The organism is Bradyrhizobium sp. DOA1 (genome assembly GCF_001593325.1).
Lineage (GTDB): Bacteria > Pseudomonadota > Alphaproteobacteria > Rhizobiales > Xanthobacteraceae > Bradyrhizobium.
The window spans coordinates 2399225-2423097 of sequence record NZ_JXJM01000001.1 but is presented as its reverse complement, the minus strand read 5'-3'; the positions used below and the strand labels follow the sequence as shown (position 1 = coordinate 2423097).

35 protein-coding genes and 1 pseudogene are annotated in these 23873 nt (G+C 63.9%); 3 read left to right on the top strand and 33 right to left on the bottom strand.

Features of this window, described 5'->3' with window-relative positions; all coding sequences use genetic code 11:
- Window positions 1-209: pseudogene (locus tag SE91_RS11420) on the bottom strand (replication-associated recombination protein A); the annotation flags it as partial.
- Window positions 206-1612 (bottom strand): DegQ family serine endoprotease, encoded by a 1407-nt coding sequence (locus SE91_RS11415; protein ID WP_061847673.1) that lies wholly within the window; start codon window positions 1610-1612, stop codon window positions 206-208. The gene SE91_RS11415 and the pseudogene SE91_RS11420, both read right to left, overlap by 4 nt.
- A 312-nt stretch (window positions 1613-1924) precedes the next feature.
- Here SE91_RS11415 and SE91_RS11410 point away from each other — a divergent pair, with 312 nt between their 5' ends.
- Window positions 1925-3538, top strand: coding sequence for an OprO/OprP family phosphate-selective porin (locus SE91_RS11410; RefSeq protein ID WP_061847672.1), 1614 nt, complete (start codon window positions 1925-1927; stop codon window positions 3536-3538).
- Between the two features lie 40 nt (window positions 3539-3578).
- Here the strand turns inward: SE91_RS11410 and SE91_RS11405 are convergent, their stop codons facing one another.
- Window positions 3579-3953, bottom strand: a complete 375-nt coding sequence (locus SE91_RS11405) for a winged helix-turn-helix transcriptional regulator (RefSeq protein WP_061847671.1) — start codon at window positions 3951-3953, stop codon at window positions 3579-3581.
- A gap of 122 nt (window positions 3954-4075) precedes the next feature.
- Here SE91_RS11405 and SE91_RS11400 point away from each other — a divergent pair, with 122 nt between their 5' ends.
- Window positions 4076-5089, top strand: a complete 1014-nt coding sequence (locus SE91_RS11400) for a zinc-binding alcohol dehydrogenase family protein (RefSeq protein WP_061847670.1) — start codon at window positions 4076-4078, stop codon at window positions 5087-5089.
- A 121-nt stretch (window positions 5090-5210) separates the two neighbouring features.
- Here SE91_RS11400 and SE91_RS11395 read toward each other — a convergent pair whose 3' ends face one another.
- Both SE91_RS11395 and SE91_RS11390 read right to left on the bottom strand, forming a co-directional pair.
- A complete protein-coding gene (locus SE91_RS11395) occupies window positions 5211-5501 on the bottom strand; it encodes a DUF1330 domain-containing protein (protein ID WP_061847669.1) in 291 nt (96 codons plus the stop codon).
- 8 nt (window positions 5502-5509) lie between these two features.
- Window positions 5510-6298: an SDR family NAD(P)-dependent oxidoreductase gene (locus tag SE91_RS11390; protein WP_061847668.1), complete on the bottom strand. Its 789-nt coding sequence runs from the start codon at window positions 6296-6298 to the stop codon at window positions 5510-5512.
- Window positions 6299-6487: 189 nt separating this feature from the next.
- Here SE91_RS11390 and SE91_RS11385 point away from each other — a divergent pair, with 189 nt between their 5' ends.
- Window positions 6488-7465: a Bug family tripartite tricarboxylate transporter substrate binding protein gene (locus tag SE91_RS11385; protein ID WP_061851089.1), complete on the top strand. Its 978-nt coding sequence runs from the start codon at window positions 6488-6490 to the stop codon at window positions 7463-7465.
- Window positions 7466-7544: 79 nt separating this feature from the next.
- Here the strand turns inward: SE91_RS11385 and rplQ are convergent, their stop codons facing one another.
- The 28 genes from rplQ to tuf all read right to left on the bottom strand — a co-directional run bounded on the left by rplQ (window position 7545) and on the right by tuf (window position 23854).
- The gene (gene rplQ, locus SE91_RS11380) at window positions 7545-7961 is read right to left on the bottom strand and encodes a 50S ribosomal protein L17 (RefSeq protein WP_008549227.1); all 417 of its coding nucleotides are present in this window, start codon (window positions 7959-7961) and stop codon (window positions 7545-7547) included.
- A 142-nt stretch (window positions 7962-8103) separates the two neighbouring features.
- Entirely contained in the window at window positions 8104-9135 is a 1032-nt protein-coding gene (locus SE91_RS11375) for a DNA-directed RNA polymerase subunit alpha (RefSeq protein ID WP_060736365.1), read from the bottom strand.
- Between the two features lie 113 nt (window positions 9136-9248).
- Window positions 9249-9638, bottom strand: a complete 390-nt coding sequence (gene rpsK / locus SE91_RS11370; protein WP_007603045.1) for a 30S ribosomal protein S11 — start codon at window positions 9636-9638, stop codon at window positions 9249-9251.
- 132 nt (window positions 9639-9770) lie between these two features.
- Window positions 9771-10139, bottom strand: a complete 369-nt coding sequence (gene rpsM / locus SE91_RS11365) for a 30S ribosomal protein S13 (RefSeq protein WP_008549231.1) — start codon at window positions 10137-10139, stop codon at window positions 9771-9773.
- 184 nt (window positions 10140-10323) lie between these two features.
- Window positions 10324-11175, bottom strand: a complete 852-nt coding sequence (locus SE91_RS11360; protein WP_061847667.1) for an adenylate kinase — start codon at window positions 11173-11175, stop codon at window positions 10324-10326.
- A 275-nt stretch (window positions 11176-11450) separates the two neighbouring features.
- Window positions 11451-12782, bottom strand: a complete 1332-nt coding sequence (gene secY, locus SE91_RS11355) for a preprotein translocase subunit SecY (RefSeq protein WP_008549235.1) — start codon at window positions 12780-12782, stop codon at window positions 11451-11453.
- A 148-nt stretch (window positions 12783-12930) separates the two neighbouring features.
- Window positions 12931-13416 (bottom strand): 50S ribosomal protein L15, encoded by a 486-nt coding sequence (gene rplO, locus SE91_RS11350; RefSeq protein WP_008549236.1) that lies wholly within the window; start codon window positions 13414-13416, stop codon window positions 12931-12933.
- A 62-nt stretch (window positions 13417-13478) separates the two neighbouring features.
- Window positions 13479-13673: a 50S ribosomal protein L30 gene (rpmD, locus tag SE91_RS11345; protein WP_008549237.1), complete on the bottom strand. Its 195-nt coding sequence runs from the start codon at window positions 13671-13673 to the stop codon at window positions 13479-13481.
- 24 nt (window positions 13674-13697) lie between these two features.
- On the bottom strand, window positions 13698-14291 hold the full coding sequence (rpsE, locus tag SE91_RS11340) for a 30S ribosomal protein S5 (RefSeq protein ID WP_008136332.1): 594 nt from the start codon (window positions 14289-14291) through the stop codon (window positions 13698-13700).
- Between the two features lie 44 nt (window positions 14292-14335).
- Window positions 14336-14698, bottom strand: coding sequence for a 50S ribosomal protein L18 (gene rplR / locus SE91_RS11335; RefSeq protein ID WP_008549238.1), 363 nt, complete (start codon window positions 14696-14698; stop codon window positions 14336-14338).
- Window positions 14699-14709: 11 nt separating this feature from the next.
- Entirely contained in the window at window positions 14710-15243 is a 534-nt protein-coding gene (gene rplF, locus SE91_RS11330; protein ID WP_008549239.1) for a 50S ribosomal protein L6, read from the bottom strand.
- 16 nt (window positions 15244-15259) lie between these two features.
- Complete coding sequence (gene rpsH, locus SE91_RS11325; RefSeq protein WP_008549240.1) at window positions 15260-15658, bottom strand: 30S ribosomal protein S8; 399 nt, start codon at window positions 15656-15658, stop codon at window positions 15260-15262.
- Between the two features lie 14 nt (window positions 15659-15672).
- Window positions 15673-15978, bottom strand: a complete 306-nt coding sequence (rpsN, locus tag SE91_RS11320) for a 30S ribosomal protein S14 (RefSeq protein WP_018647251.1) — start codon at window positions 15976-15978, stop codon at window positions 15673-15675.
- Between the two features lie 46 nt (window positions 15979-16024).
- A complete protein-coding gene (gene rplE / locus SE91_RS11315; RefSeq protein ID WP_008549243.1) occupies window positions 16025-16582 on the bottom strand; it encodes a 50S ribosomal protein L5 in 558 nt (185 codons plus the stop codon).
- Window positions 16575-16889 (bottom strand): 50S ribosomal protein L24, encoded by a 315-nt coding sequence (gene rplX / locus SE91_RS11310; RefSeq protein WP_008549245.1) that lies wholly within the window; start codon window positions 16887-16889, stop codon window positions 16575-16577. The genes rplE and rplX overlap by 8 nt, the downstream gene beginning before the upstream one ends.
- On the bottom strand, window positions 16889-17257 hold the full coding sequence (rplN, locus tag SE91_RS11305) for a 50S ribosomal protein L14 (RefSeq protein WP_008549246.1): 369 nt from the start codon (window positions 17255-17257) through the stop codon (window positions 16889-16891). The genes rplX and rplN overlap by 1 nt, the downstream gene beginning before the upstream one ends.
- 84 nt (window positions 17258-17341) lie before the next feature.
- Window positions 17342-17590, bottom strand: a complete 249-nt coding sequence (gene rpsQ / locus SE91_RS11300; protein ID WP_008549247.1) for a 30S ribosomal protein S17 — start codon at window positions 17588-17590, stop codon at window positions 17342-17344.
- A 13-nt stretch (window positions 17591-17603) separates the two neighbouring features.
- Window positions 17604-17810, bottom strand: a complete 207-nt coding sequence (gene rpmC, locus SE91_RS11295; RefSeq protein WP_011088144.1) for a 50S ribosomal protein L29 — start codon at window positions 17808-17810, stop codon at window positions 17604-17606.
- Window positions 17811-17815: 5 nt separating this feature from the next.
- Window positions 17816-18229: a 50S ribosomal protein L16 gene (gene rplP, locus SE91_RS11290; RefSeq protein WP_008549252.1), complete on the bottom strand. Its 414-nt coding sequence runs from the start codon at window positions 18227-18229 to the stop codon at window positions 17816-17818.
- A 30-nt stretch (window positions 18230-18259) separates the two neighbouring features.
- Window positions 18260-18985 carry a 30S ribosomal protein S3 gene (gene rpsC, locus SE91_RS11285; RefSeq protein WP_060736368.1) on the bottom strand — a complete coding sequence of 242 codons (726 nt, stop codon included), beginning with the start codon at window positions 18983-18985 and terminating at the stop codon, window positions 18260-18262.
- Window positions 18986-19002: 17 nt separating this feature from the next.
- On the bottom strand, window positions 19003-19389 hold the full coding sequence (gene rplV / locus SE91_RS11280) for a 50S ribosomal protein L22 (protein ID WP_008549264.1): 387 nt from the start codon (window positions 19387-19389) through the stop codon (window positions 19003-19005).
- Window positions 19390-19399: 10 nt separating this feature from the next.
- On the bottom strand, window positions 19400-19678 hold the full coding sequence (gene rpsS, locus SE91_RS11275) for a 30S ribosomal protein S19 (RefSeq protein WP_007603021.1): 279 nt from the start codon (window positions 19676-19678) through the stop codon (window positions 19400-19402).
- 12 nt (window positions 19679-19690) lie between these two features.
- Window positions 19691-20524 carry a 50S ribosomal protein L2 gene (gene rplB, locus SE91_RS11270; RefSeq protein WP_061847666.1) on the bottom strand — a complete coding sequence of 278 codons (834 nt, stop codon included), beginning with the start codon at window positions 20522-20524 and terminating at the stop codon, window positions 19691-19693.
- A 12-nt stretch (window positions 20525-20536) separates the two neighbouring features.
- Entirely contained in the window at window positions 20537-20839 is a 303-nt protein-coding gene (locus tag SE91_RS11265; RefSeq protein WP_008566601.1) for a 50S ribosomal protein L23, read from the bottom strand.
- A complete protein-coding gene (gene rplD, locus SE91_RS11260; protein WP_018647243.1) occupies window positions 20836-21456 on the bottom strand; it encodes a 50S ribosomal protein L4 in 621 nt (206 codons plus the stop codon). The genes SE91_RS11265 and rplD overlap by 4 nt, the downstream gene beginning before the upstream one ends.
- Before the next feature lies 1 nt (window position 21457).
- Window positions 21458-22171, bottom strand: a complete 714-nt coding sequence (gene rplC / locus SE91_RS11255) for a 50S ribosomal protein L3 (protein ID WP_008549275.1) — start codon at window positions 22169-22171, stop codon at window positions 21458-21460.
- Between the two features lie 98 nt (window positions 22172-22269).
- The gene (gene rpsJ / locus SE91_RS11250; protein WP_002712302.1) at window positions 22270-22578 is read right to left on the bottom strand and encodes a 30S ribosomal protein S10; all 309 of its coding nucleotides are present in this window, start codon (window positions 22576-22578) and stop codon (window positions 22270-22272) included.
- A gap of 85 nt (window positions 22579-22663) precedes the next feature.
- Complete coding sequence (tuf, locus tag SE91_RS11245; RefSeq protein ID WP_008549278.1) at window positions 22664-23854, bottom strand: elongation factor Tu; 1191 nt, start codon at window positions 23852-23854, stop codon at window positions 22664-22666.
- Window positions 23855-23873: the final 19 nt, after the last annotated feature.

Genomic DNA, 23873 nt, shown 5'->3' with positions numbered 1-23873 from the left:
CGGGCGGTCCCCGAAAATACCAGCGAGCCGAGCGTACGCGTTTCCAGCATGCGCGTCAGCGCGCCGTCCGGGCCGAGGATGTGATCCTGCCCGACGACCTCCGACAGCGCGCGCGGGCGCAGCCGGTCCGGCAGCGGATGCGGAGCATCGTGGTCGAGCCCCGCCGCGGCGAAGAGCGTTGGCGTCTCCTGTGGTCGCTTCGGACTCATCCGCCCAGCGTGACGTTGATCTGCTGGCCGCCGCGCACCAGCGTGATGCGCCAGATCCGCGCCCGTTCACCTGCGGCCTTCTCGAGGTCGCCGGTCTTGCTGATCTTCTGGTTGTTGACGGCCAGGATGATGTCGCCCTTCTGGAAGCCGACACTCGCGGCCGCGGTATCGCCGCCGATGTCGGTGATCACGACACCTTCGGTGTCGGCATCCAGACGCAGCTCGTCGGCGACGGCCGGCGTGATGGTCGAGACCTTCGCGCCCTGGAACGGCGAGCGTGCGGTGACGACCAGCTCGTTGCGCCCGGTGTCTGGCGCGGTCTCCAGCGCCACCGCCAGCTTCAGCGGCTTGCCGCCGCGCTGCACGTCGATCTGCGCGGAGCCGCCGAGCGGGCGGGTCGCGAAACGGTAATCGAAGGCGTTGGGATCATCGACGGTCTGGCCGTCGATGCCGGTGATGAGATCGGAGGATTTCAGGCCGGCTTTCGCTGCCGGGCCGTTCGACACCACGCTCGCAACCAGCGCACCGGTCGGCGAGCGGAGGCCGAGGCTCTCGGCGATCTCGGGCGTTACAGCCTGCAATTTTGCACCTAACCACGGCCGCTTCACCGCCTTGCCGCCGCTCTTGGCGGAAGCGACGACGACGCGCACCATATTTGCCGGGATCGCAAAGCCGATGCCTTGCGAGCCGCCGGAGCGCGAGTAGATCGCCGTGTTGATGCCGGCGAGCCTGCCGGCCATGTCGACCAGGGCCCCGCCCGAATTGCCGGGATTGATCGCAGCGTCGGTCTGGATGAAGAATTGGTAGTCGGTGATACCGACCTGCGTGCGCGCCAGAGCCGAGATGATGCCGTGAGTCACGGTCTGGCCCACGCCGAAGGGATTGCCGATCGCGAGCACGACGTCGCCGACCAGAAGCTCGTCGGAATTGGTGAAGTCGAGAGTCGGGAATTTCTCCTTGGTGTCCTTCAGGCGGAGCACGGCGAGATCGGTGCGGGAGTCCTTCAGCAGGATCTCGGCTTCGAACTCGCGCTTGTCGGACAGCGACACCTTCACCTGGTCCGCACCCTCGATGACATGCACGTTGGTGACGACGAGGCCGGAGGCATCGACGATTACGCCGGAGCCGAGCGAGCGCTGCATCTGCTCGGGCTGCTGGCCCGGCACGCCGAAGAAGCGGCGGAAGATCGGATCGTCGAGCAGTGGATTGCGGTTCTGCACCACCTTGGCCGCATAGACGTTGACGACCGCCGGCTGCACCCGCTGCACGATCGGCGCATAGGACAGCCGAAGCTCGGTCGGCGAGGCCGGGACACGGCGGTCCTGCGCGGCTGACGGGCTGAAGTGGCCCGAAGACACTATGCACAATGCCATGACGACGGCAGCACGGATCGATCGAAACATTCCTACCCTCTTGGAAAAGATGCCGGAATATAGGCGCCTTCGCCCGCCAATAGAAGGCCGCCGGGCCGCATTATTCCGCCTCTTTCAGCTGCGTCCGGCATGCAAGGCCACCGTGCGAAATGGCAAATTGCCATGACGATCGATTGGCATGATGCGCGTCATCCAGCATTGTGGTGTGGAGCGGATTCGGTTGCGGCGAATTGGCATCAGTGGGAACCGCGCAACCGGGGCGCAGCGTCGCGGAGCAGTCATCGATGAGACTTAGGCTCCGCCGGCGACTTGGGGAAGTTCGTCAAAGGATGGAGGCGTAACGTGAGCAGAACAAGACTTGCAGCCACGGCGATTGGTCTCGCCGGTGCGCTGGCGGCCTCGCAGGCCCAGGCCCAATCGGCAAGCAGCAGCGAGCAGGAGATCGCGCTGTTGAAGCAGCAGCTGAAGCTGCTGGAGCAGAAGCTCGACAAGCTCCAGAGCCAGACCGCGGCGAACACGGCGGCAACAGCGAAAGCCAAAGCCGAGGCAAAGGCTGAGGCCAAGGCCGAGGCGCGCTCGGAGGCAAAGGCCGCAGTCGCCAATGCCAACGCGGCGATCCCCGCCAAGGCACCGGCGCCGGCCTCCGGCGTCGTCGTGACGATGCCGAACAACCGGCCGACCATCTGCACCGCAGACCAGGCCAACTGCGTCGCCGTCACCAGCCGCCTGCATTGGGATGTCGGCGGATATGACTATCGTCCCAACACCGCGGCGACGGTGCCGCAGAAGCTCGACAGCGGCCAGAACGTCCGCCGCGCGCGCATCGGCGTCACCGGCAAGTTCTTCCACGACTGGAACTTCGCACTGGTCTACGATTTCGGCGGCTCGTCCGACGGGTTTGGTGGCACCGCGCCGGGATCGCTGCCGGGCGGCGGCGTCTCCGGCGTCGAGAACGCCTATATCAGCTATACCGGCCTGAAGCCGTTCGGCGGCAAGATGGCGATCGAGGCCGGCATCATGGACCTGCCTTACACGCTCGACGAAGCGACGAGTTCGAACGACATCATGTTCATGGAGCGCGCCTCGCCCGGCGTGATCGCGACCAACATCGCCGCGGGCGACTTCCGCTCCGCGGCCGGTGCGCGCTGGTTCAACGATCAGCTCTGGATCGGCGGCTATGTCACGGGACCGTCGACCGGCGCGATCCATTCGGCTTCGAGCGTGACGCCGCCCGGCACCAGCGAGCAATATGGCGCCGTGGCGCGCGTGGCCGGCAATCCGATCAGCACCAAGGACTATTCGGTGCATATCGGCGCAAACGCGCAATGGCTGATCCAGCCGCCGCGCAATCTGATCGCCAACACCCAGACGGTCACGCTCAGCGATCGTCCGGAATTGCGTCTCGACCCGACCACGCTGATCTCGACTGGCGCCATCGCCAATGCCTCGGGCGCGCAGGTCTACAGCGTCGAGGCGGCGGCGACCTACGGCCCGTTCATCGTCCAGGGTGAGTACTTCTGGTACAATGTCGATCGCACCGCCAATACCGCCGTGCCGCTGGTCGGCGCGCCCAGCCTGAAATTCCAGGGCGGCTACGCGCAGGCCGGCTACGTGCTGACCGGCGAAGGCCGATCGTATAACGCGGCGAACGCAGCCTATCACGGCATCAAGCCGGCGCATCCGTTCTCGCTCGACGGCAGCGGCTGGGGCGCGTGGGAGATCGCGGGCCGCTTCTCGACCATCGATCTCAACGATCAGCTCGCAACCGCCAACGGCGTCGCTGGCGGCCGGCAGACGGTCTACACGCTGGCACTCAACTGGTACGTCAACGGCAACGTCCGCTTCATGCTCGACTATCTGCACGGAACGGTGTCGCGGCAGGCCTCGCCGGTCTCGACCGCCGACGTCGGCTCGAAGTTCGACGCCGTCGCGATGCGCACGCAGTTTGCGTTCTGACGGCTATCTCTCCCGGGAGCGGCACGCCGCTCCCGGATCTCTACGCCGCGCGCTTCTTCTTCACGACCGCCGGCGGCGGCGCAGAGGACAGCCGCTGCTGATGGCTCTCGCCCCAGGCTTTCAGGATATCGATCACAGGCCTCAGGCTCTCGCCGAGTTCGGAGAGGCAGTATTCCACCCGCGGCGGCACTTCGGCATAGACCTTGCGGACGACGAGCTTGTCCTCCTCCAGCGCACGCAGCTGCTTCGTCAGCATGCGCTGGGTGATGCCGGGCATCCGGCGGCGCAGTTCGCCGAAGCGCTGGGTGCCGTTCTGGAGGTGGTAGAGGATCACGCCCTTCCACTTGCCGTCGATCAGGTCCAGCGTCGCCTCGACCGAGCAGCCCGGGCGCCGGGTAAACTCTCGCCGTTTCATGCATGTTTTCCCAATAGTATCCAAACAGGGACTATATCCCCGAATTTACAGTACTTGCCAAATCGGGGCCAGAGCGACAGTTAGGACGGCGGGCGAACCAAGCCATCTGATGGAGACAAGCCATGAAGGCCATCGGCTACAAGAAATCGCTTCCGATCGAGGATGCGGATTCACTGATCGATTTCGAGACCGCGAAACCGGAGCCGAAGGGACGCGACATCCGCGTCGCGGTGAAGGCGATCTCGGCCAATCCCGTCGATTACAAGGTGCGCAAGCGCGCCGCCCCGCCCGAGGGCGAGACGAAGATTCTCGGCTATGACGCGGCCGGCGTGGTCGACGCCGTCGGGCCGGAGGTCACGCTGTTCAAGCCAGGTGACGAGGTGTTCTACGCCGGCTCGATCCTGCGCCAGGGCACCAATTCGGAATACCATCTGGTCGACGAGCGCATCGTCGGCAACAAGCCGAAGAGCCTGTCCTTCGCGCAAGCCGCCGCCCTTCCCCTCACCTCCATCACCGCCTGGGAATTGCTGTTCGACCGTCTCGGCGCCGTGCCGGGCAAGAGCGTCGATCCCCGCACGCTGCTGATCACCGGTGGTGCCGGCGGCGTCGGCTCGATCCTGATCCAGCTCGCGCGCCGTCTCACCGGGCTGACGGTGCTCGCCACCGCGACGCGGCCGGAATCGCAGAAATGGTGCCTCGATCTCGGCGCGCATGCGGTCATCGACCACGGCATGCCCATGAAGGAGCAGATCGAGAAACTGAAGCTGCCGCCGGTCGCGCTGGTGGCGAGCCTCACCTTCACCGACCAGCACTACAAGGCGATCGCGGAGTTCATGGCACCGCAGGGCAAGTTCGGCCTGATCGACGATCCGCCGGAATTCACCATGAGCACCTTCAAGGGCAAGGCGATCTCGGTGCATTGGGAATCGATGTTCACGCGCTCCTCGTTCCAGACGCCCGACATGATCGCGCAGCATCATCTGCTGGGTGACGTCGCCGACCTCATCGATAAGGGTGTGTTGCGCACCACGCTCGACCAAACATTTGGCACGATCAACGCAACCAATCTCAAGCGCGCTCACGCGCTGCTGGAGAGCGGCAAGTCGCGCGGCAAAATCGTGCTGGAGGGGTGGTAAGCAAAGGCTTCGTAGGGTGGGCAAAGGCGCGCTGCGCCGTGCCCACCATCTTCAGGACACGCACAACGAAAATGGTGGGCACGCTTTCGCTTTGCCCACCCTACGGCTACCGCAGTTATGGTTAAGCCGCGCCCTCGACGAACAGCAGCCGGCGCTCCAGCGCCGTCTGCCGCAGCTTGAGCGCCTCGGCATATTCCGGCGACGCGTACCATTCCTTCAGCCTCGCCATTGACGAGAATTCGACGACGACGATGGCCTTCGCCGGCAGGTTGCCTTCGGCCAGCTCGGCCTTGCCGCCGCGGGCGAGATAACGCCCGCCATACTGCGCGATCGTCTTGGCGGCCAATGCGCGATAGGCTTCGAATCCATCGGGATCGCGCATCTCGACTTCGGAAATCACATAGGCTGTCATACGCCGACTCAAGCGATCGTATTGACGATGCCACCTTCCGCGCGCAGCGCCGCGCCGTTGGTCGCGGACGCCTGTTTCGACGCGACATAGACCACCATGTTCGCGATCTCGTCGACGCTCGCAAAGCGCTGGAGCAGTGAGCTCGGGCGATGCTGCTTGACGAAATTGGCGGCGGCCTCGTCCACTGACTGGCCGTTCTGTTTGGCGAGATCCTTCACGAAGGTCTCGACGCCCTCGGACATGGTCGGGCCCGGCAGCACGGAATTGACGGTCACGCCGGTGCCGCTGGTGAGCTGCGCAAGGCCGCGCGCGACCGAGAGCTGGGCCGTCTTGGTCATGCCGTAGTGGATCATCTCGACGGGAATGTTGAGCCCGGACTCCGAGGAGATGAAGACGATGCGGCCCCAATTGCGCTCGAGCATGCCCTTCATGTACGCGCGCGACAGCCGGACGCCGCTCATCACGTTGACTTCGAAGAAGCGGCTCCAATCCTCGTCGGGGATCTCGAAAAAGTCCTTTGGCTCGAAGATGCCGGCATTGTTGACGAGGATGTCGACGTCGGAAAGCGCCGCGACCAGCGCCTTGCAGCCTGCCGCCGTCGAGACGTCGGCGACGATGCCGCGGACCTTGGCGCCCGTCCCTTCCAGCTTGCGGACGGCGGCATCGACCTTGTCCCGGCTGCGGCCATTGATCACGACGCTGGCGCCGGAGGCGGCGAGGCCCTTGGCGATCGCGTGGCCGATGCCGGCGGTGGAACCGGTCACCAGGGCGGTTTTTCCGGAAAGGTCGATGTTCATGTAGTGTCTCCATCAGATCGATGACGCAAATATCGGAGGGGGCGGATCGGGTCGCAATCGGCACTCACCAATCAGTGACGCAGAGAGAGCTGCGTGGCCTTTCGCAGCCTCGTCTCGATCGCTGTTGGAACGATTATTGCTAAGTCAGGCCGAACCGCTTTTGCTCATGTGAACAGGAAGATCCATGCGATGAAAACGACCGCCCTGACTGTTGCGCTCGGGTTGCTCGGTCTGATCAGCGGCCATTCACTCGCGCAGGCTCAAGCGGCCTACCCTGAAAAAGCGTTGCAGTTGATCGTCCCCTTCCCGCCCGGCGGCGCCTCCGACGTGGTCGCACGCATCATCGGCGGCGAACTGGAGACCCGGCTCGGCAAGCCCGTGATCATCATGAACCGTCCCGGGGGCGGCACCACGATCGCGGCAAAGGAGGCCGCACGCGCGGCACCCGACGGATACACCCTGTTCTTCAGCTCGAATTCGAGCTTCACGCTGCCGGCGGCCGTGAAGGAAAGCGTGCCTTACGATGCGGCCAAGGATTTCGAGCCGCTCGGCCAGGTCGGCAAGATCACGCTGGCGCTGGTCACCTACAAGGACAACCCGATCAAGGACGTGGCTGCGCTCGTCACTGAGGCGAAAGCCAATCCCGACAAGCTGTCGCTGGCGTCCTTCGGCGTTGCGACCGTCTCGCATTTTGCAGGCGAGCTGTTCAAGTCAGGCGCCGGAATCAAGATGGTGCACCTACCCTACAAGGGCAGCGCTCCGGCGATGAACGACCTGATCGGCAAGCACATCCAATATCACGTCGACACGGTCATTGCCGTCAAGCCGCAGATCGAGGCCGGCACCGTCAAGGTGCTCGCCGTGTTCTCGGCCGAACGCACGCCGTTCCTGCCCGACGTGCCGACGCTCGCCGAGCTCGGCTACGGCAACATCGACTTCGTCTCATGGGGCGCCGTGGTCGCCCCCAAGGGCCTGCCACCGGCCGTTCGTGACAAGCTGACGGCGGCCCTGGAGGAGATGATCAACAACCCGTCCGCGGCCGAACGCTTCGCCGCGGTCGGCTTCGAGCCCGGCTTCAAGCGATACGGCGACTGGCTGAGCGCGATCGGCAAGGAGACCGCCGAAATGAAGGAGATCGCGCAAAAGGCGGGGATCAAGGAGGAGTAGTCCTCCCGACGCGCCCTGTTCCCGGAAACAAAAACGGCGCCCAAGGGCGCCGTTTTCAATTCACAACTTGACGGGTGGCTTACGCCGCCTCGGCTTCCTTCTCCTGCACCGGACCGGAGTCCTGGCCCTTGGCATCGACGTCGCGATCGACGAACTCGATCACGGCCATCGCGGCGTTGTCGCCGTAGCGGAAGCCCGCCTTGATGATGCGGGTGTAACCGCCCTGGCGATCCTTGTAGCGGGTGGCCAGGACGTCAAACAGCTTCTTGACCTGATCCTTGTCGCGCATCTCGGAGATCGCTTGGCGGCGCATCGACAGGCCGCCCTTCTTGCCGAGGGTGACGAGCTTCTCGACGATCGGGCGAAGCTCCTTGGCCTTGGGCAGCGTGGTGACGATCTGCTCGTGCTTGATCAGTGCGGCCGCCATGTTGGCGAACATCGCCTTGCGGTGCTCGGCCGTGCGGTTGAGCTTCCGATGAACCTTGCCGTGACGCATGTGTGTAGTCCTTACGTAAAAACTGCCGCGACGGTTCGTCGGACATGTTGCTCAGGTGGGCTGCCTGCGTTCGCCCTAGCAGCGGGTAGTGAATGGCGATTAGCGAGATGTACTCGCTATTCGCCACTCCCCATTCGCCAACTCAGTAGTGATCCTCGAAGCGCTTGGCGAGCTCGTCGATGTTCTCCGGCGGCCAGCCCGGCACTTCCATGCCGAGATGCAGACCCATCTGGGCCAGCACTTCCTTGATCTCGTTCAGCGACTTGCGGCCGAAGTTCGGAGTGCGGAGCATTTCCGCTTCGCTCTTCTGCACGAGATCGCCGATATAGACGATGTTGTCGTTCTTCAGGCAGTTAGCCGAACGCACCGACAGCTCGAGCTCGTCCACCTTCTTGAGGAAGGCCGGGTTGAAGGCGAGGTCCGGGATGATCTCCTGGGCGACTTCCTTGCGCGGCTCTTCGAAATTGACGAACACGTTGAGCTGATCCTGGAGGATGCGGGCGGCATAGGCCACCGAGTCATCCGGCGAGATCGCGCCGTTGGTTTCGATCGTCATGGTCAGCTTGTCGTAGTCGAGGATCTGGCCCTCACGGGTGTTCTCGACCTTGTAGGAGACCTTGCGGACCGGCGAGTACAGGCTGTCGACCGGGATCAGACCGATCGGCGCGTCCTCGGGACGGTTGCGCTCGGCGGGCACGTAGCCCTTGCCGGTCGAGACCGTGAACTCCATGCGGATCTCGGCGCCCTCGTCGAGGGTGCAGATCTGCAGGTCCGGATTGAGGACCGTGACGTCGCCGACGGTCTGGATGTCGCCGGCGGTGACGACGCCCGGGCCCTGCTTCTTCACGACCATGCGCTTGGGGCCTTCGCCCTGCATCTTGATCGAGATGTCCTTGATGTTCAGCACGATGTCGGTGACGTCCTCACGGACGCCCGCGATCGAGGAGAACTCGTGCAGCACGCCGTCGATGTGCACCGACTGCACCGCCGCGCCCTGAAGCGAGGACAGCAGGATGCGGCGCAGCGCGTTGCCGAGGGTCTGGCCGAAGCCGCGCTCGAGCGGCTCGGCGACGATGGTCGCGAAACGCGAGGGATCGCTGCCGGGGGTCACCTGGAGCTTGTTCGGCCGAATCAGTTCTTGCCAATTTTTCTGGATCGTCACTGTTTCACCCATACAGGCCAGTCAATTTGACAGTTCAAATACTGGCGTTGGAGAAAGGCCGCAGAGCATTCCCGCGGCTTCTTTAGAAAAGTCATCGCGGGCGCCGATGCGCCCGCAATGTCGTATCAAACGCGCCGACGCTTGCGGGGACGGCAACCGTTGTGCGGGATCGTGGTCACGTCACGGATCGAGGTGACGGTGAAGCCCGCGGCCTGGAGGGCACGGAGTGCGGACTCGCGGCCCGAACCGGGACCGGCGACTTCGACTTCCAGCGTGCGCATCCCATGCTCCTGCGCCTTCTTCGAGACGTCTTCCGCGGCGACCTGCGCGGCATACGGGGTCGACTTGCGCGAGCCCTTGAAGCCCATCGTGCCGGCGGAGGACCAGGCAATCGTGTTGCCCTGCGCGTCGGTGATGGTGATCGTGGTATTGTTGAACGACGAGTTCACGTGCGCGACGCCGGAGGCGATGTTCTTGCGCTCACGACGACGAACGCGGGTGGCTTCCTTGCCCATAGAGTACCTTTCCTGGAGATCTCAAACGCCGCCGTACTGCCAGCGGCTACACCTGTGGAAGCGAATAACGAGTAGCGAATGGCGAATAGGGAAGCTCCCCTACTCGCCATTCGCTACTCCCGATTCGCCAGTTTACTTCTTCTTGCCGGCGATGGCCTTGGCCGGCCCCTTGCGCGTACGCGCATTGGTGTGGGTACGCTGGCCGCGCACCGGCAGACCACGACGATGACGCAGGCCGCGATAGCAGCCGAGGTCCATTAGACGCTTGATGTTGATGCCGACCTCGCGACGCAGGTCGCCCTCGACGAGATAGTCGCGGTCGATCACTTCGCGGATCTGGAGCACTTCGGCGTCGCTAAGCTGATTGACGCGACGATCCACGGGGATCTTCACCTTCTCCAAGATCTCACCGGCGATCTTCTGACCGATGCCATGGATGTACTGGAGCGCGATCAGCACGCGCTTGTTGGTGGGAATGTTCACGCCGGCAATACGGGCCACGGCCTTCTCTCCTGTCGCCGATCCTCGTCAGGACCGGGCTTAAGTGCTTGTGTTCTCGGGCAGGTGTTCACAAACGCGAACACGACGCCCACCCCCGGTCTTCCTGGGGCCCGGCATCGTCTGAAACTATCCGACTTGGATGCGGGGCTTATTAGGGGATTCCAGGTGCTTTCGTCAACCGCTGCTAGCGTTTGGCTCGCTTTTTCGTGACCTTTTTTGCAGCCTTCCTGGCACCCTTTTTGACGGCCCTCCCGGCGGTCTTTTTGGCCGCTTTCTTGACCGTCTTGGTCGCCTTCTTGGCACCCTTCACGGCCTTCTTGGCGGCCTTTTTTGCCGGTTTGGCGGGTTTCTTCGCCGTTTTGGCTGACTTTCTGGCCTTCTTGCCCGCCTTGGCCTTCTTGGCCGGCGCCGCCTTGGCCGCGCTGCGAGCATGCGTCTTGGGTTCCACCGCGCCCAGCGCCAGCAACTGGCGGTGGATGGCGCGGGTGACCTCGTCGATGGCCATCATGCCGTCGATGGTCGAAAGCTTCCGCCGCTCGGAATAATAGTGAATCAGCGGTTCCGTCTGGCTGCGGTAACTGGCGAGGCGCTTGGTCAGGACCTCCGGGGTGTCGTCCACCCGGACCTCCTCCCCGCGCTCGCGCATCTGGGCGACGCGGGTCTCAACGCGGTTCAGGAGCGCACTCTCGTTGACTCGGAGCTCGATGACGGCATCGAGCTTGAGGTGCTTGCGCCTCAGCAACTCATCCAGCGCCTCGGCCTGCGGCACGGTGCGCGGGAAACCGTCGAGGATGAAACCGTTCCTGGCGTCCGGCTGGTCGATGCGGTCGGAGATGATTCCGACCACGACGTCGTCCGGCACGAGGCCGCCGTTCGCCATGATCTCCCTGGCCTTCAGCCCGACCGGCGTTCCCGCCGCAACGGCCGCGCGCAGCATCTCGCCGGTCGAGAGCTGGACGATGCCATAGCGCTGCACCAAGAGCTGCGCCTGGGTCCCCTTGCCCGACCCCGGCGGTCCCAGAAGTATAATTCTCATCGGCGTACGCCCCCCCGGATTGGTGAGCGATACGTCGCGCACCTGCGTTTGAAGATCAAGAACAGTGCAAACCACAATCAGCGCCGCACCGCTACCCTATCATAGGGGAGCGAATGCGCGGACGCCAAGAAGGGCTTTGAAATCAGTGATTGCGTCGCCACCGCAGCAGCTCTGTCGGTGCGCCGAACGGCCGACTGGTCGCATCTTCGAACGCCGCGGTTTGCTCGCGCGGCGAATCGGTGACGCAGCCGCGACGTCCCTTAAGGACGCCGCGTTCAGCGGCGGCGGCCGCGCAGCTTCGACTTCCGGATCAGACCCTCGTACTGGTGCGCCAGCAGATAGCCCTGCACCTGCGCCACCGTATCCATGGTGACGCTGACCACGATCAGCAGCGAGGTGCCGCCGAAGTAGAACGGCACCGAGGCGTAGGAGATCAGGATTTCCGGAATCAAGCAGACGATCGCGAGATAGATCGCGCCTAGCACCGTGATGCGCGACAACACGTAGTCGATGTATTCGGCCGTGCGCTCACCGGGGCGGATGCCCGGAATGAAGCCGCCGTGCTTCTTCAGATTGTCGGCGGTCTCGGTCGGGTTGAACACGATCGCGGTGTAGAAGAACGCGAAGAACACGATCAGCGCCAGATACATGATCAGGAACAGCGGACGGCCGTGGCCGAGCTGGGTGTTGATCCACTGGAACCATTCCGGGCCGCTGCCCGAATTGAAGTTCGCAACCGTCGTTGGCAGCAGCAGCAGCGAGGATGCGAAGATCGGCGGGATCACGCCCGAGGTGTTGAGCTTGAGCGGCAGATGCGAGGACTGGCCCTCGAACATCTTATTGCCGACCTGGCGCTTCGGATACTGGATCAGCAGGCGGCGCTGGGCGCGCTCCATGAACACGATGAAGGCGATCACGACGACGGCCATGATGATGACGATCAGGATCAGACCGGTCGACATCGCGCCCTGACGGCCGAGCTCGAGCATGTTGGCGAGCGCTGCGGGCAGTTCGGCGACGATGCCGGCGAGAATGATCAACGAGATGCCGTTGCCGATGCCGCGCGAGGTGATCTGCTCGCCCAGCCACATCAGGAACATGGTGCCGCCGGTCAGCGTGATCGCCGTGGACAGGCGGAAGAACATGCCGGGCTCGCTGACGACGTTGCCGGCGCCTTCGAGGCCCACCGCGATGCCGTAGGACTGGAACGCGGCCAGGATCACCGTGAGATAGCGGGTGTACTGGTTCAGAGTCTTGCGGCCAGCCTCGCCCTCCTTCTTCAGCGCCTCGAGCTGCGGTGAGACGGTGGTCAGGAGCTGGATGATGATCGAGGCCGAGATGTACGGCATGATGTTCAGCGCGAAGATCGCCATGCGGTGGATGCCGCCGCCGGCGAACATGTTGAACATGCCGAGGATGCCGCCCGCCTGGGAGCGGAACACCTGCTCCCAGATGTTGGGATCGATGCCTGGCAGCGGGATGTAGGTCCCGAGCCGATAAACGAGCAGCGCACCCAGGGTGAACCAGATGCGCTTCTTCAGTTCGTCGGCCTTGGCAAACGCGCCGAAATTGAGATTGGCTGCCAGTTGTTCCGCTGCAGAGACCATCTTGGACTTTCTCCCGCCGCCTGTTGCGCCGTCATGCCCGCGGCCGGGCTACTTTAGCGGACGCCGGACATTATCTGGGGCTCGGCTTCGATAAGTCCACGTCCCGCCTGCGTAAAGGCCCGCGAGGCGCGGGCCAATGACGCAGTTGTTACGCCGCCTCGCCTTCTTCCTTGGCAGGGGCGAGGATCTTGACCGAACCGCCGGCCTTCTCGACCGCCGCGATCGCGGTCTTGGAGGCGCCATGCACTTCGATGTTGAGCTTGGATTTGAGCTCGCCGCGGCCGAGCAGCCGCAGGCCGGCCTTGGCGCGGCGCAGCACGCCGCCCTTCACCAGGGCCTCGACGTTCACGACGCTGCCGGCGTCGATCTTCTTGGCATCGACCGCTTCCTGGAGCCGGTCGAGATTGATCTCGGCGAACTCGACGCGGAAGATGTTGTTGAAGCCGCGCTTGGGCAGACGGCGATGCATCGGCATCTGGCCGCCTTCGAAACCCTTGATGCGCACGCCCGAACGCGCGGTCTGGCCCTTGCCGCCGCGGCCGGACTGCTTGCCCTTGCCCGAACCGATGCCGCGGCCGACGCGCATGCGCTTCTTGCGCGAGCCGGCGTTGTCGGCGATATCGCTGAGCTTCATCGCCCTTCTCCTTGTGTCATGCGCACGATCGTCACCGGGAAACCGGGATCGCGCGCCGTTTCTTACTTCTCGTCGACGATGCGGACGAGATGGTGAACCTTCTCGATCATGCCGCGGACGGCCGGGGTGTCCGGCAGTTCGCTGGTGCGGCCGATCTTGTTGAGCTTGAGCCCGATCAGCGTCGAGCGCTGCGAGTGATGGCGGCGGATCGCGCTGCCGGTCTGCTCGAGCTTGATCGTCTTTTCGGCCTTGGCCATGGGAGTCTACTCCGAAAGCTTCCGTTAGTCGGCAGCCGCCTCGGCATCGCCGCCGATACGACGGGACTGCAGAGTGGACACCTTGATGTTGCGGCGGGCAGCGACCGAGCGCGGCGAATCCTGATGCTTCAGCGCGTCGAAGGTTGCGCGAACCATGTTGTACGGGTTCGATGAGCCGATCGACTTCGCCACCACGTCCTGGACGCCGAGCGTCTCGAACACGGCGCGCATCGGGCCGCCGGCGATGATGCCGGTACCGGCCGGGGCGGCACGCAGGTAGACGCGGCCCGCGCCGTGACGGCCGGCGATGTCGTGATGGAGCGTGCGGCCCTCGCGCAGCGAGACGCGGGTCAGGTTGCGCTTGGCCGACTCCGTCGCCTTGCGGATCGCCTCAGGGACTTCGCGGGCCTTGCCGTGACCGAAGCCGGCGCGGCCCTTCTGATCGCCGATCACGACCAGCGCTGCGAAACCGAAACGCTTGCCGCCCTTGACGACCTTGGCCACGCGATTGATGTGGACGAGCTTGTCCACGAACTCGCTGTCGCGCTCTTCACGCTCCTTGCGCTCGCGTCCGCCGCCGCGCTGATCGCGTCCACCACGTTGTTCGCGTTCTGCCATTTTTCTAATCCTTCAGAGGCTTACGCCTCAATCCTCAAATTCTGTTAGAAGCTCAGCCCGCTCTCACGCGCTGCGTCGGCAAGAGCCTTGACGCGCCCGTGATAGAGATAGCTGCCGCGATCGAACACGACTTCCTTGACACCCTTTTCAGCAGCGCGCTCGGCCAGCAGCTTGCCGACCGCCTTTGCCGCATCGATGTCGGCGCCGGTCTTGCCACCGTCCCGCATTGCCTTCTCTAGCGAAGAGGCAGAGGCCAGCGTCTCGCCCTTCAGGTCGTCGATGACCTGGGCGTAGATGTGCTTGGACGAGCGGAACACCGACAGACGCGGACGGCCACCACCGGAGCGGCGCAGCTTCAGCCGCACACTCCGCTTGCGCCGGGCATTCGTAACCTTGGCTTTGGACATGACCGGCTCCGTTACTTCTTCTTGCCTTCCTTGCGGAAGATGAATTCGCCAACATACTTCACGCCTTTGCCCTTATAGGGCTCCGGCGGGCGATAGGCCCGGATCTCGGCGGCGACCTGGCCGACGCGCTGGACGTCGCTGCCGGTCACTGTGATCTCGGTCGGCTTCGGAACAGTGATCGTGATGCCTTCCGGGATCGGATAGACCACGTCGTGGCTGTAACCGAGCGCGAGCTGGAGGTTCTTGCCCTGCATCGCGGCGCGGTAGCCGACGCCGGTGATCTCGAGCTTCTTCTCGAAGCCCTTGGTGACGCCTTCGACCAGATTCGCGACCTGAGCGCGAGCGGTACCGTACAGCGCCCGCGCGCGGTTGGTCTCGGCCCGCGGCTTGACCTTGATCTGGCCGCTCTCGAGCTTCACCTCGACCTCGTCATGGACGACGAACTGAAGCTGGCCCTTGGGCCCCTTCATCTTGACGGTCTGCCCATCGACGGTCGCGGTCACACCCGACGGAACCGCCACAGGCCTTTTGCCAACACGTGACATGGATGAAAAATCCTTCTCAGAACACCGTGAAGAGGACTTCACCGCCCACATTCGCGTCACGCGCGCTGTGGTCGGCCATGATCCCCTTCGGCGTCGACAACACCGAAATGCCGAGCCCGTTGTTGACCCGCGGCAGGGCCTTCACCGAAGCGTAGACACGACGCCCAGGCTTGGAGACCCGCTCGATCTCGCGGATGACGGGCTCGCCGTCGAAATATTTCAGCTCGATCTCGATCTCGCTGCGCCCCGAGGGATGCTCGAGCGTGGCGTAACCGCGGATGTAGCCCTCGCTCTTGAGGACCTCGAGCACGTTCTCGCGCATCTTCGAGCCAGGCGTGGAGACCTTGGTCTTGGAGCGCATCTGCGCGTTGCGGATGCGGGTGATCAGATCGCTGATTGGATCGTGCGTAGACATCTAAACGACCCTCCTTACCAGCTCGACTTCACGAGGCCCGGGACCATGCCCTTGGAGCCAAGGTCGCGCAGCGCGATACGGGACAGCTTGTTCTTGCGGTAATTCGAGCGCGGGCGGCCCGACAACTCGCAACGCAGGCGGATGCGGGTCGCCGACGAGTTGCGCGGCATTTCTGCCAGCTTCAACGTCGCAGCGAAGCGCTCTTCCATCGGCAGCTTCTTATCGGCGATGATCGCCTTCAACCGCTCGCGCTTGGCGGCGGCGTTCTTCACCATCCGCTTGCGCCGGTTGTTCTTCTCGACTGAACTCTTCTTTGCCATGCTTGGCTCCTGGGTATCCGCGTTTGAGAGGCTTTAGGTCAGCGTCTCACTGCCGGAACGGGAAATTGAAAGCGGTCAACAAGGCCCTCGCCTCTTCATCGGTCTTCGCCGTGGTGCAGACGGTGATGTCCATGCCGCGGGCTTCCGTGACCTTGTCGAAGTCGATCTCGGGGAAAATGATGTGCTCCTTGATGCCGAGCGAGTAGTTGCCACGGCCGTCGAAGCTCTTCGGGTTCAGGCCGCGGAAGTCGCGGACGCGCGGCAGCGCGACCGTCACCAGGCGATCGATGAACTCGTACATGCGGGCCTTGCGCAGCGTGACCTTGCAGCCGATCGGCTGGTTCTCACGCAGCTTGAAGGTCGCGATCGCGATGCGCGAATAGGTCACGATCGCCTTCTGGCCGGCGATCTGGGTCAATTCGGCGGCGGCGGTCTCGGCCTTCTTGCGGTCGTTGACGGAATCGCCAACGCCCATGTTCAGCACGACCTTGTCCAGACGTGGAACCTGCATGACGTTCTCGTAACCGAATTTCTCGGTCAGCGACGTGCGGATCTTCGCATCGTATTCCGCGCGCAGGCGCGGGGTGTAAGCGGCCTCAGCCATCGATCTCAGCTCCCGAGCTCTTGGCGATGCGGACCTTCTTGCCGTCCGCCAGAATCTTGAATCCGACGCGGGTCGGCTTTCCGTCCTTGCCGACATACGCGATGTTGGACAGTTGGATCGGCGCCTCTTTCGAGATGATGCCGCCCTCCTGGGCCTGCGTCTGCTTCTGGTGACGCTTGACCACGTTGATACCGCGCACGAGCGCCGTGCCGGCGTCGGGGCGAACCTCGAACACTTCGCCGGTGCGGCCCTTGTCGCGACCGGTCAGCACGACGACCTTGTCGCCCTTGCGGATCTTCGCAGCCATCACAGCACCTCCGGCGCGAGCGAAATGATCTTCATGTGGTTCTTGGCGCGCAGCTCGCGCGGCACGGGCCCGAAGATACGGGTGCCGACCGGCTCGGCCTGGTTGTTGATCAGGACGGCGGCGTTGCGGTCGAAGCGGATGACCGAACCGTCGGCGCGGCGGATGTCCTTGCGGACGCGCACCACGACGGCCTTCATCACGTCGCCCTTCTTCACCTTGCCACGCGGAATGGCTTCCTTGATCGAGACGACGATGATGTCGCCGATCGTGGCGTAGCGGCGCTTGGAGCCTCCGAGCACCTTGATACACATGACACGGCGTGCGCCAGAATTGTCGGCCACGTCGAGGTTGGTCTGCATCTGAATCATTGATGCACCTCGTCCTCTTTCTATTTGCGCCAGCCCAGCCGGCGCTCAACATTTCCCTGAAGTCAGTCGGCTAAGGCCAACAGATCAGGCGCTTTTCTTGTGCTCGCCCCGGATCACGACCCAGCGCTTCAACTTCGAAATCGGCTTCGATTCCTCGATCCACACCACGTCGCCCGGCTTGAACTGGTTGCTCTCGTCGTGCGCGTGATAGTTCTTCGAACGGCGGATCGTCTTCTTGTAGATCGGGTGCGTGAAGCGGCGATCGACGCGCACCACGATGGTCTTGGCTTGCTTGTCGCTGACGACCACGCCCTGCAAAGTACGTTTCGGCATCTTCGTAAGCCTCTTACTTCTTCTTCGCGCGCGTCTGCGCGGCGACGGTCTTGATCCGGGCGATGTCACGGCGAGCCTCGCGCAGGCGCGAGGTGTTCTCGAGCTGCCCGGTGGCGCGCTGGAAGCGCAGGTTGAAGCGCTCCTTCTTCAGGTTCAGGATGGCGTCATCCTGCTGGTCGGGGCTCATCGCGCGGATGTCTTCGATCTTCATCTGGGCCATGGCCATTACTCCGCAATGCGCTCGACAAAGCGCGTCTTGATCGGCAGCTTGGCCGCCGCCAAAGTCAGCGCCTCACGCGCGGTCTGGGTGTTGACGCCGTCGATCTCGAACAGCACCCGGCCCGGCTTGACGCGTGCGACCCACAGTTCCGGCGAACCCTTGCCGGAGCCCATGCGGACTTCGGCCGGCTTCTTCGACACCGGAAGATCGGGGAACACGCGGATCCAGACGCGGCCGGCGCGCTTCATGTGGCGGGTCAGCGCGCGGCGGGCGGCTTCGATCTGGCGCGCCGTGACGCGCTCAGGCTCGGTCGCCTTCAGGCCGTACTGGCCGAACGCCAACGTCGCGCCCGAAGACGCAACGCCGTGGATGCGGCCCTTATGCGCCTTCCGGAACTTCGTTTTCTTAGGTTGCATCATGGCTTTGAGCCCTCAAATTCCTGTCTGGCTTTAGGCTGCGGCCGTCTCGCGGCGCTGACGGCCGCCACGATCGCTGCTGCCGCCGGTGTCGCCCTCGGCCATCCGCTTGTCCTGGGCCATCGGATCGTGCTCGAGGATCTCGCCCTTGAAGATCCAGACCTTGACGCCGCAGGTGCCGAAGGTCGTGAACGCGGTCGCAACGCCGTAGTCGATGTCGGCGCGCAGGGTGTGCAGCGGCACGCGGCCTTCGCGGTACCACTCCATGCGCGCGATTTCCGCACCGCCCAGACGTCCCGAGCAGTTGATGCGGATGCCTTCCGCGCCGAGACGCATCGCCGACTGCACGGCGCGCTTCATGGCGCGGCGGAACGCCACGCGGCGCTCGAGCTGCTGCGCGATCGACTCGGCCACCAGCGTCGCGTCGAGCTCCGGCTTGCGGATCTCGACGATGTTGATGACGACGTCGGACGAGGTGATGTCTGCGACCTTCTTGCGCAGCTTGTCGATGTCGGCGCCCTTCTTGCCGATCACCACGCCCGGACGGGCCGAGTGGATGGTGACGCGGCACTTCTTGTGCGGACGCTCGATCACGATGCGGGCGACGGCCGCCTGCTTGAGCTCCTTGTGCAGGATCTCACGGATCTTGACGTCCTCGTGCAACAGCTTGCCGTATTCCTGCTTGCCGGCGAACCAGCGGGAATCCCAGGTCCGGTTGATGCCGAGACGCAGACCGATCGGATTGATCTTTTGACCCATCGTGTTCTCCTGCGCCCTTAAGCCGCTGCTTCGGCTTCGACCTGACGAACGATGATCGTCAGCTGCGAAAATGGTTTGTAGACACGGCCCGAACGGCCACGGCCGCGCGCGGCGAAGCGCTTCATCACGAGACCGTTGCCGACGAAGGCCTGCGCCACGACGAGATCGTCGACGTCGAGGTCGTGGTTGTTCTCGGCATTGGCGATAGCCGATTCCAGGCACTTCTTCACGTCGACCGCGATCCGCTTGCGCGAAAACTGCAGGTCGGCGAGCGCGGCAGACGCCTTCCGGCCGCGAATGAGCTGGGCGACCAGGTTGAGCTTCTGCGGGCTCACCCGCAGCATCCGGGCGACCGCCTTGGCCTCGTTGTCGGCGAGGCTCCGTTCGCGCTTAGGTTTGCTCATCGTTTAATCCTCAAGCCTTCTTGGCTTTCTTGTCGCCGGAGTGGCCATGGAAGGTCCGGGTCGGCGAGAACTCGCCGAACTTGTGACCGACCATTTCCTCGTTGACGGCCACCGGCACGTGCTTCTGACCGTTGTAGACGCCGAAGGTCAGGCCGACGAACTGCGGCAGGATCGTCGAGCGACGGCTCCAGATCTTGATGACGTCGTGACGGCCGGACGAGCGGGCGGCATCTGCCTTCTTGAGCAGAGAACCCTCGACGAACGGGCCTTTCCAGACTGAACGAACCATGTCCGGCGTTCCTTACTTCTTCCGCTTGTGGCGGCTTAGGAGAATGAATTTGTTGGTCGACTTGTTGGTGCGGGTCTTCTTGCCCTTGGTCGGCTTGCCCCACGGAGTGACCGGGTGGCGACCGCCCGAGGTACGACCTTCACCACCGCCGTGCGGATGGTCGATCGGGTTCATCGCGACACCGCGGTTATGCGGGCGGCGGCCCATCCAACGCTTGCGGCCGGCCTTGCCGATCGAGGTGTTCATGTGATCCGGGTTCGACACCGCGCCGATCGTGCCGCGGCAACGGCCGTGCACCAGGCGCTGCTCGCCCGAGTTCAGGCGGATGATCACGTAGTCCTGGTCGCGGCCGACGAGCTGGGCGTAGGTGCCCGCGGAACGAGCGAGCTGGCCGCCCTTCCCAATTTTGACCTCGATGTTGTGGATGATCGTGCCGACCGGCATGTTGCCGAGCGGCATGACGTTGCCCGGCTTCACGTCGACATAGTTGCCGGCGATGATGGTGTCACCCACGGCCATGCGCTGCGGCGCCAGGATGTAGGCCTGCTCGCCGTCCTGATACTTGATCAGGGCGATGAAGCCGGTGCGGTTCGGATCGTATTCCAGCCGCTCGACGGTCGCGGGAACGTCGACCTTCTCACGCTTGAAGTCGACGGTGCGCAGCGTCTGCTTGTGACCGCCGCCGCGGAAGCGCACGGTGATGCGGCCGGTGTTGTTGCGGCCGCCCGAGGACTTCTTGCCCTCGGTGAGCGCCTTCAGCGGCTTGCCCTTGTAGAGGGCCGAACGATCGACCATGACCAGCTGGCGCTGGCCCGGCGTCGTGGGATTGAATGTCTTCAGTGCCATCGTCGTACGACCTTACAGACCGGTGGTGACGTCGATCCGGTGGCCCTCTTCGAGGGTCACGATCGCGCGCTTGGTGTTCGACTGCGAACCGATGTTGCCGCGGAAGGCCTTGACCTTGCCCTTACGGACCAGCGTGTTGACGCTCTTGACCTTGACGTCGAACAGCTTCTCGATCGCTTCCTTGATCTGCGGCTTGGTCGCCTTCGCAGCCACCTTGAACAGCACCTTGTTGTGCTCCGAAGCGATCGTCGCCTTTTCGGTCACGACCGGCGACAGAATCACGTCGTAGTGGCGAGGCTCGATGTTCTTCGTCATTTGAAGCGCGCCTCCAGCGCATCGATGGCGGCCTTGGTCAGAACGAGCTTCTGACGGCGCAGGATGTCATAGACATTGATGCCCTGGATCGGCAGCACGTCCATGTTCGGGATGTTGCGGGCCGCGGCGGCAAAGCCGTTGTTGAGCTCGGCGCCGTCGATGATCAGCGCGTTGGTGAGCCCGAGGCCCGAGAAGTGACCGAGCAGCGCCTTAGTCTTGGCGGCTTCCAGCGCGGCCTTCTCGATCACGACCAGATCGCCGTCCTTGGCCTTGGCCGAGAGCGCATGCTTCAGCGCCAGAGCGCGGACCTTCTTCGGCAGGTCGGTGGCGTGCGAACGCACCACCGGACCGAAGGCACGGCCACCGCCACGGAACTGCGGCACGCGTGCCGAGCCGTGACGAGCACCGCCGGTGCCCTTCTGCTTGTACATCTTCTTGCCGGTGCGCCAGATCTCGGCGCGGCCCTTGGCCTTGTGCGTGCCGGCCTGGCGCTTGTTGAGCTGCCACTGCACGCAGCGCGCGATGATGTCCTCGCGCGGCTCCAGGCCGAAAATGGCGTCGGAGAGCTGGACCGAGCCGGCTTCCTTACCTTCGAGGGTGGTGACCTTCAATTCCATCTCACGCCTCCTGCGCAGCCGGAGCGGCGTCCGCGTCGCCAGCAACCTTGAACTTGCCGGGCTTCGGAGCTTCCTTCGGCAGCGGCTTCTTGACGGCATCGCGCACGCGGATCCAGCCGCCCTTGGAGCCGGGAACGGCGCCTTCGACGAGGATCAGGCCGCGCTCGACATCGGTCTGAACGACGCGAAGGTTGAGCGTGGTGATGCGATCGACACCCATGTGGCCGGGCATCTTCTTGTTCTTCCAGGTCTTGCCGGGGTCCTGACGGCCGCCGGTCGAACCGATCGAGCGGTGCGAGATCGACACACCGTGCGTGGCGCGCAGACCGCCGAAGTTCCAACGCTTCATGCCGCCCGCAAAACCCTTACCGACCGAGGTGCCGGTGACGTCGACGAACTGGCCGACGACGAAGTGATCGGCCTGGATCTCGGCGCCAACCGGGATCATGGCGTCCGCCGTGACGCGGAACTCCTCGACCCTGCGCTTCGGCTCGACCTTGGCGACCGCGAACTGGCCGCGCTCGGCCTTGGGCATGTAAACGGTCTTGCGGCTGCCAGAACCGAGCTGGAGCGCGACGTAACCGTTCTTCTCTTCGGTACGGTGGCCTACGACCTGGCAATTGCCGAGCTTCAGCACGGTCACGGGGATATGTTCGCCGGCCTCCGTGAAGACCCGCGTCATCCCGACCTTTTGTGCGATCACTCCGGAGCGCATCGGCTTGCTTCCTGTTCTTTCTGTCCTTGCGGACTAGCTAATCTTCGGTGTGAGCAAGACCCGGTCCGAGAACCGGTGCCCACTTCTCGGGGTCTTGCTCAGAGCTTGATCTCGACGTCGACACCGGCGGCCAAATCGAGCTTCATCAAAGCATCGACGGTCTGCGGGGTCGGATCGACGATGTCGAGCAAGCGCTTGTGCGTGCGCATCTCGAACTGTTCGCGGCTCTTCTTGTCGACGTGGGGCGAACGGTTGACGGTGAACTTCTCGATGCGGGTGGGCAGCGGAATGGGTCCGCGGACCTGCGCGCCGGTGCGCTTCGCCGTGTTCACGATCTCGCGGGTCGACGTATCGAGGATACGATGGTCGAACGCCTTGAGACGGATGCGAATGTTTTGGCCGTTCATTGCCGTGCTTTCTTTGAGTAGAGTGGCGAGTAGCGAGTAGCGAATAGAGTTCCCTATTCGCCACTCACCATTCCCTATTCGCTTGTTACTCGATGATCGAGGCGACGACGCCGGCGCCGACGGTGCGGCCACCTTCGCGGATCGCGAAGCGGAGCTTCTCTTCCATCGCGATCGGCACGATCAGGTGCACTTCCATCGCGATGTTGTCGCCCGGCATCACCATCTCGGTGCCTTCCGGCAGATGCACGACACCGGTCACGTCGGTGGTGCGGAAGTAGAACTGCGGACGGTAGTTGGTGAAGAACGGGGTGTGGCGACCGCCCTCTTCCTTGGTGAGGATGTAAGCCTCAGCCTTGAACTTGGTGTGCGGCTTGACCGAACCCGGCTTGCACAGCACCTGGCCGCGCTCGACGTCTTCACGCTTGGTGCCGCGGAGCAGAGCACCGATGTTGTCGCCGGCCTGACCCTGATCGAGCAGCTTGCGGAACATTTCGACGCCGGTGACAGTGGTCTTCTGGGTCGCACGGAGGCCGACGATCTCGATTTCCTCGCCAACCTTGACGATGCCGCGCTCGACACGGCCGGTCACGACGGTGCCGCGGCCCGAGATCGAGAACACGTCTTCAACCGGCATCAGGAACGGCTGATCGATCGGGCGCTCCGGCTGCGGGATGTATGAGTCGACATTCTTCATCAGCTCGAGGATGGCGTCGTGACCGAGAGCCTTGTTGGAATCCTCCAGAGCGGCCAGCGCCGAGCCCTTGACGATCGGGATCGTGTCGCCCGGGAATTCGTATTTCGAGAGCAGTTCGCGGACTTCGAGTTCGACGAGCTCGAGCAGCTCCGGATCGTCGACCATGTCGCACTTGTTGAGGAACACGACGAGCGCGGGCACGCCGACCTGGCGGGCGAGCAGGATGTGTTCGCGGGTCTGCGGCATCGGGCCGTCAGCGGCCGACACGACCAGGATCGCGCCGTCCATCTGGGCCGCACCGGTGATCATGTTCTTGACGTAGTCGGCGTGGCCGGGGCAGTCGACGTGGGCGTAGTGGCGGTTCGGCGTCTCGTACTCGACATGCGCGGTCGAGATGGTGATGCCGCGCGCCTTCTCTTCCGGCGCCTTGTCGATCTGGTCGTACGCGGTGAACGTCGCGCCGCCTGCTTCGGCGAGAACCTTGGTGATCGCCGCGGTCAGCGACGTCTTGCCATGGTCGACGTGACCGATGGTGCCGATGTTGCAGTGCGGCTTGTTACGTTCAAACTTTGCTTTGGCCATTTGACTCTCCGTTCAATCG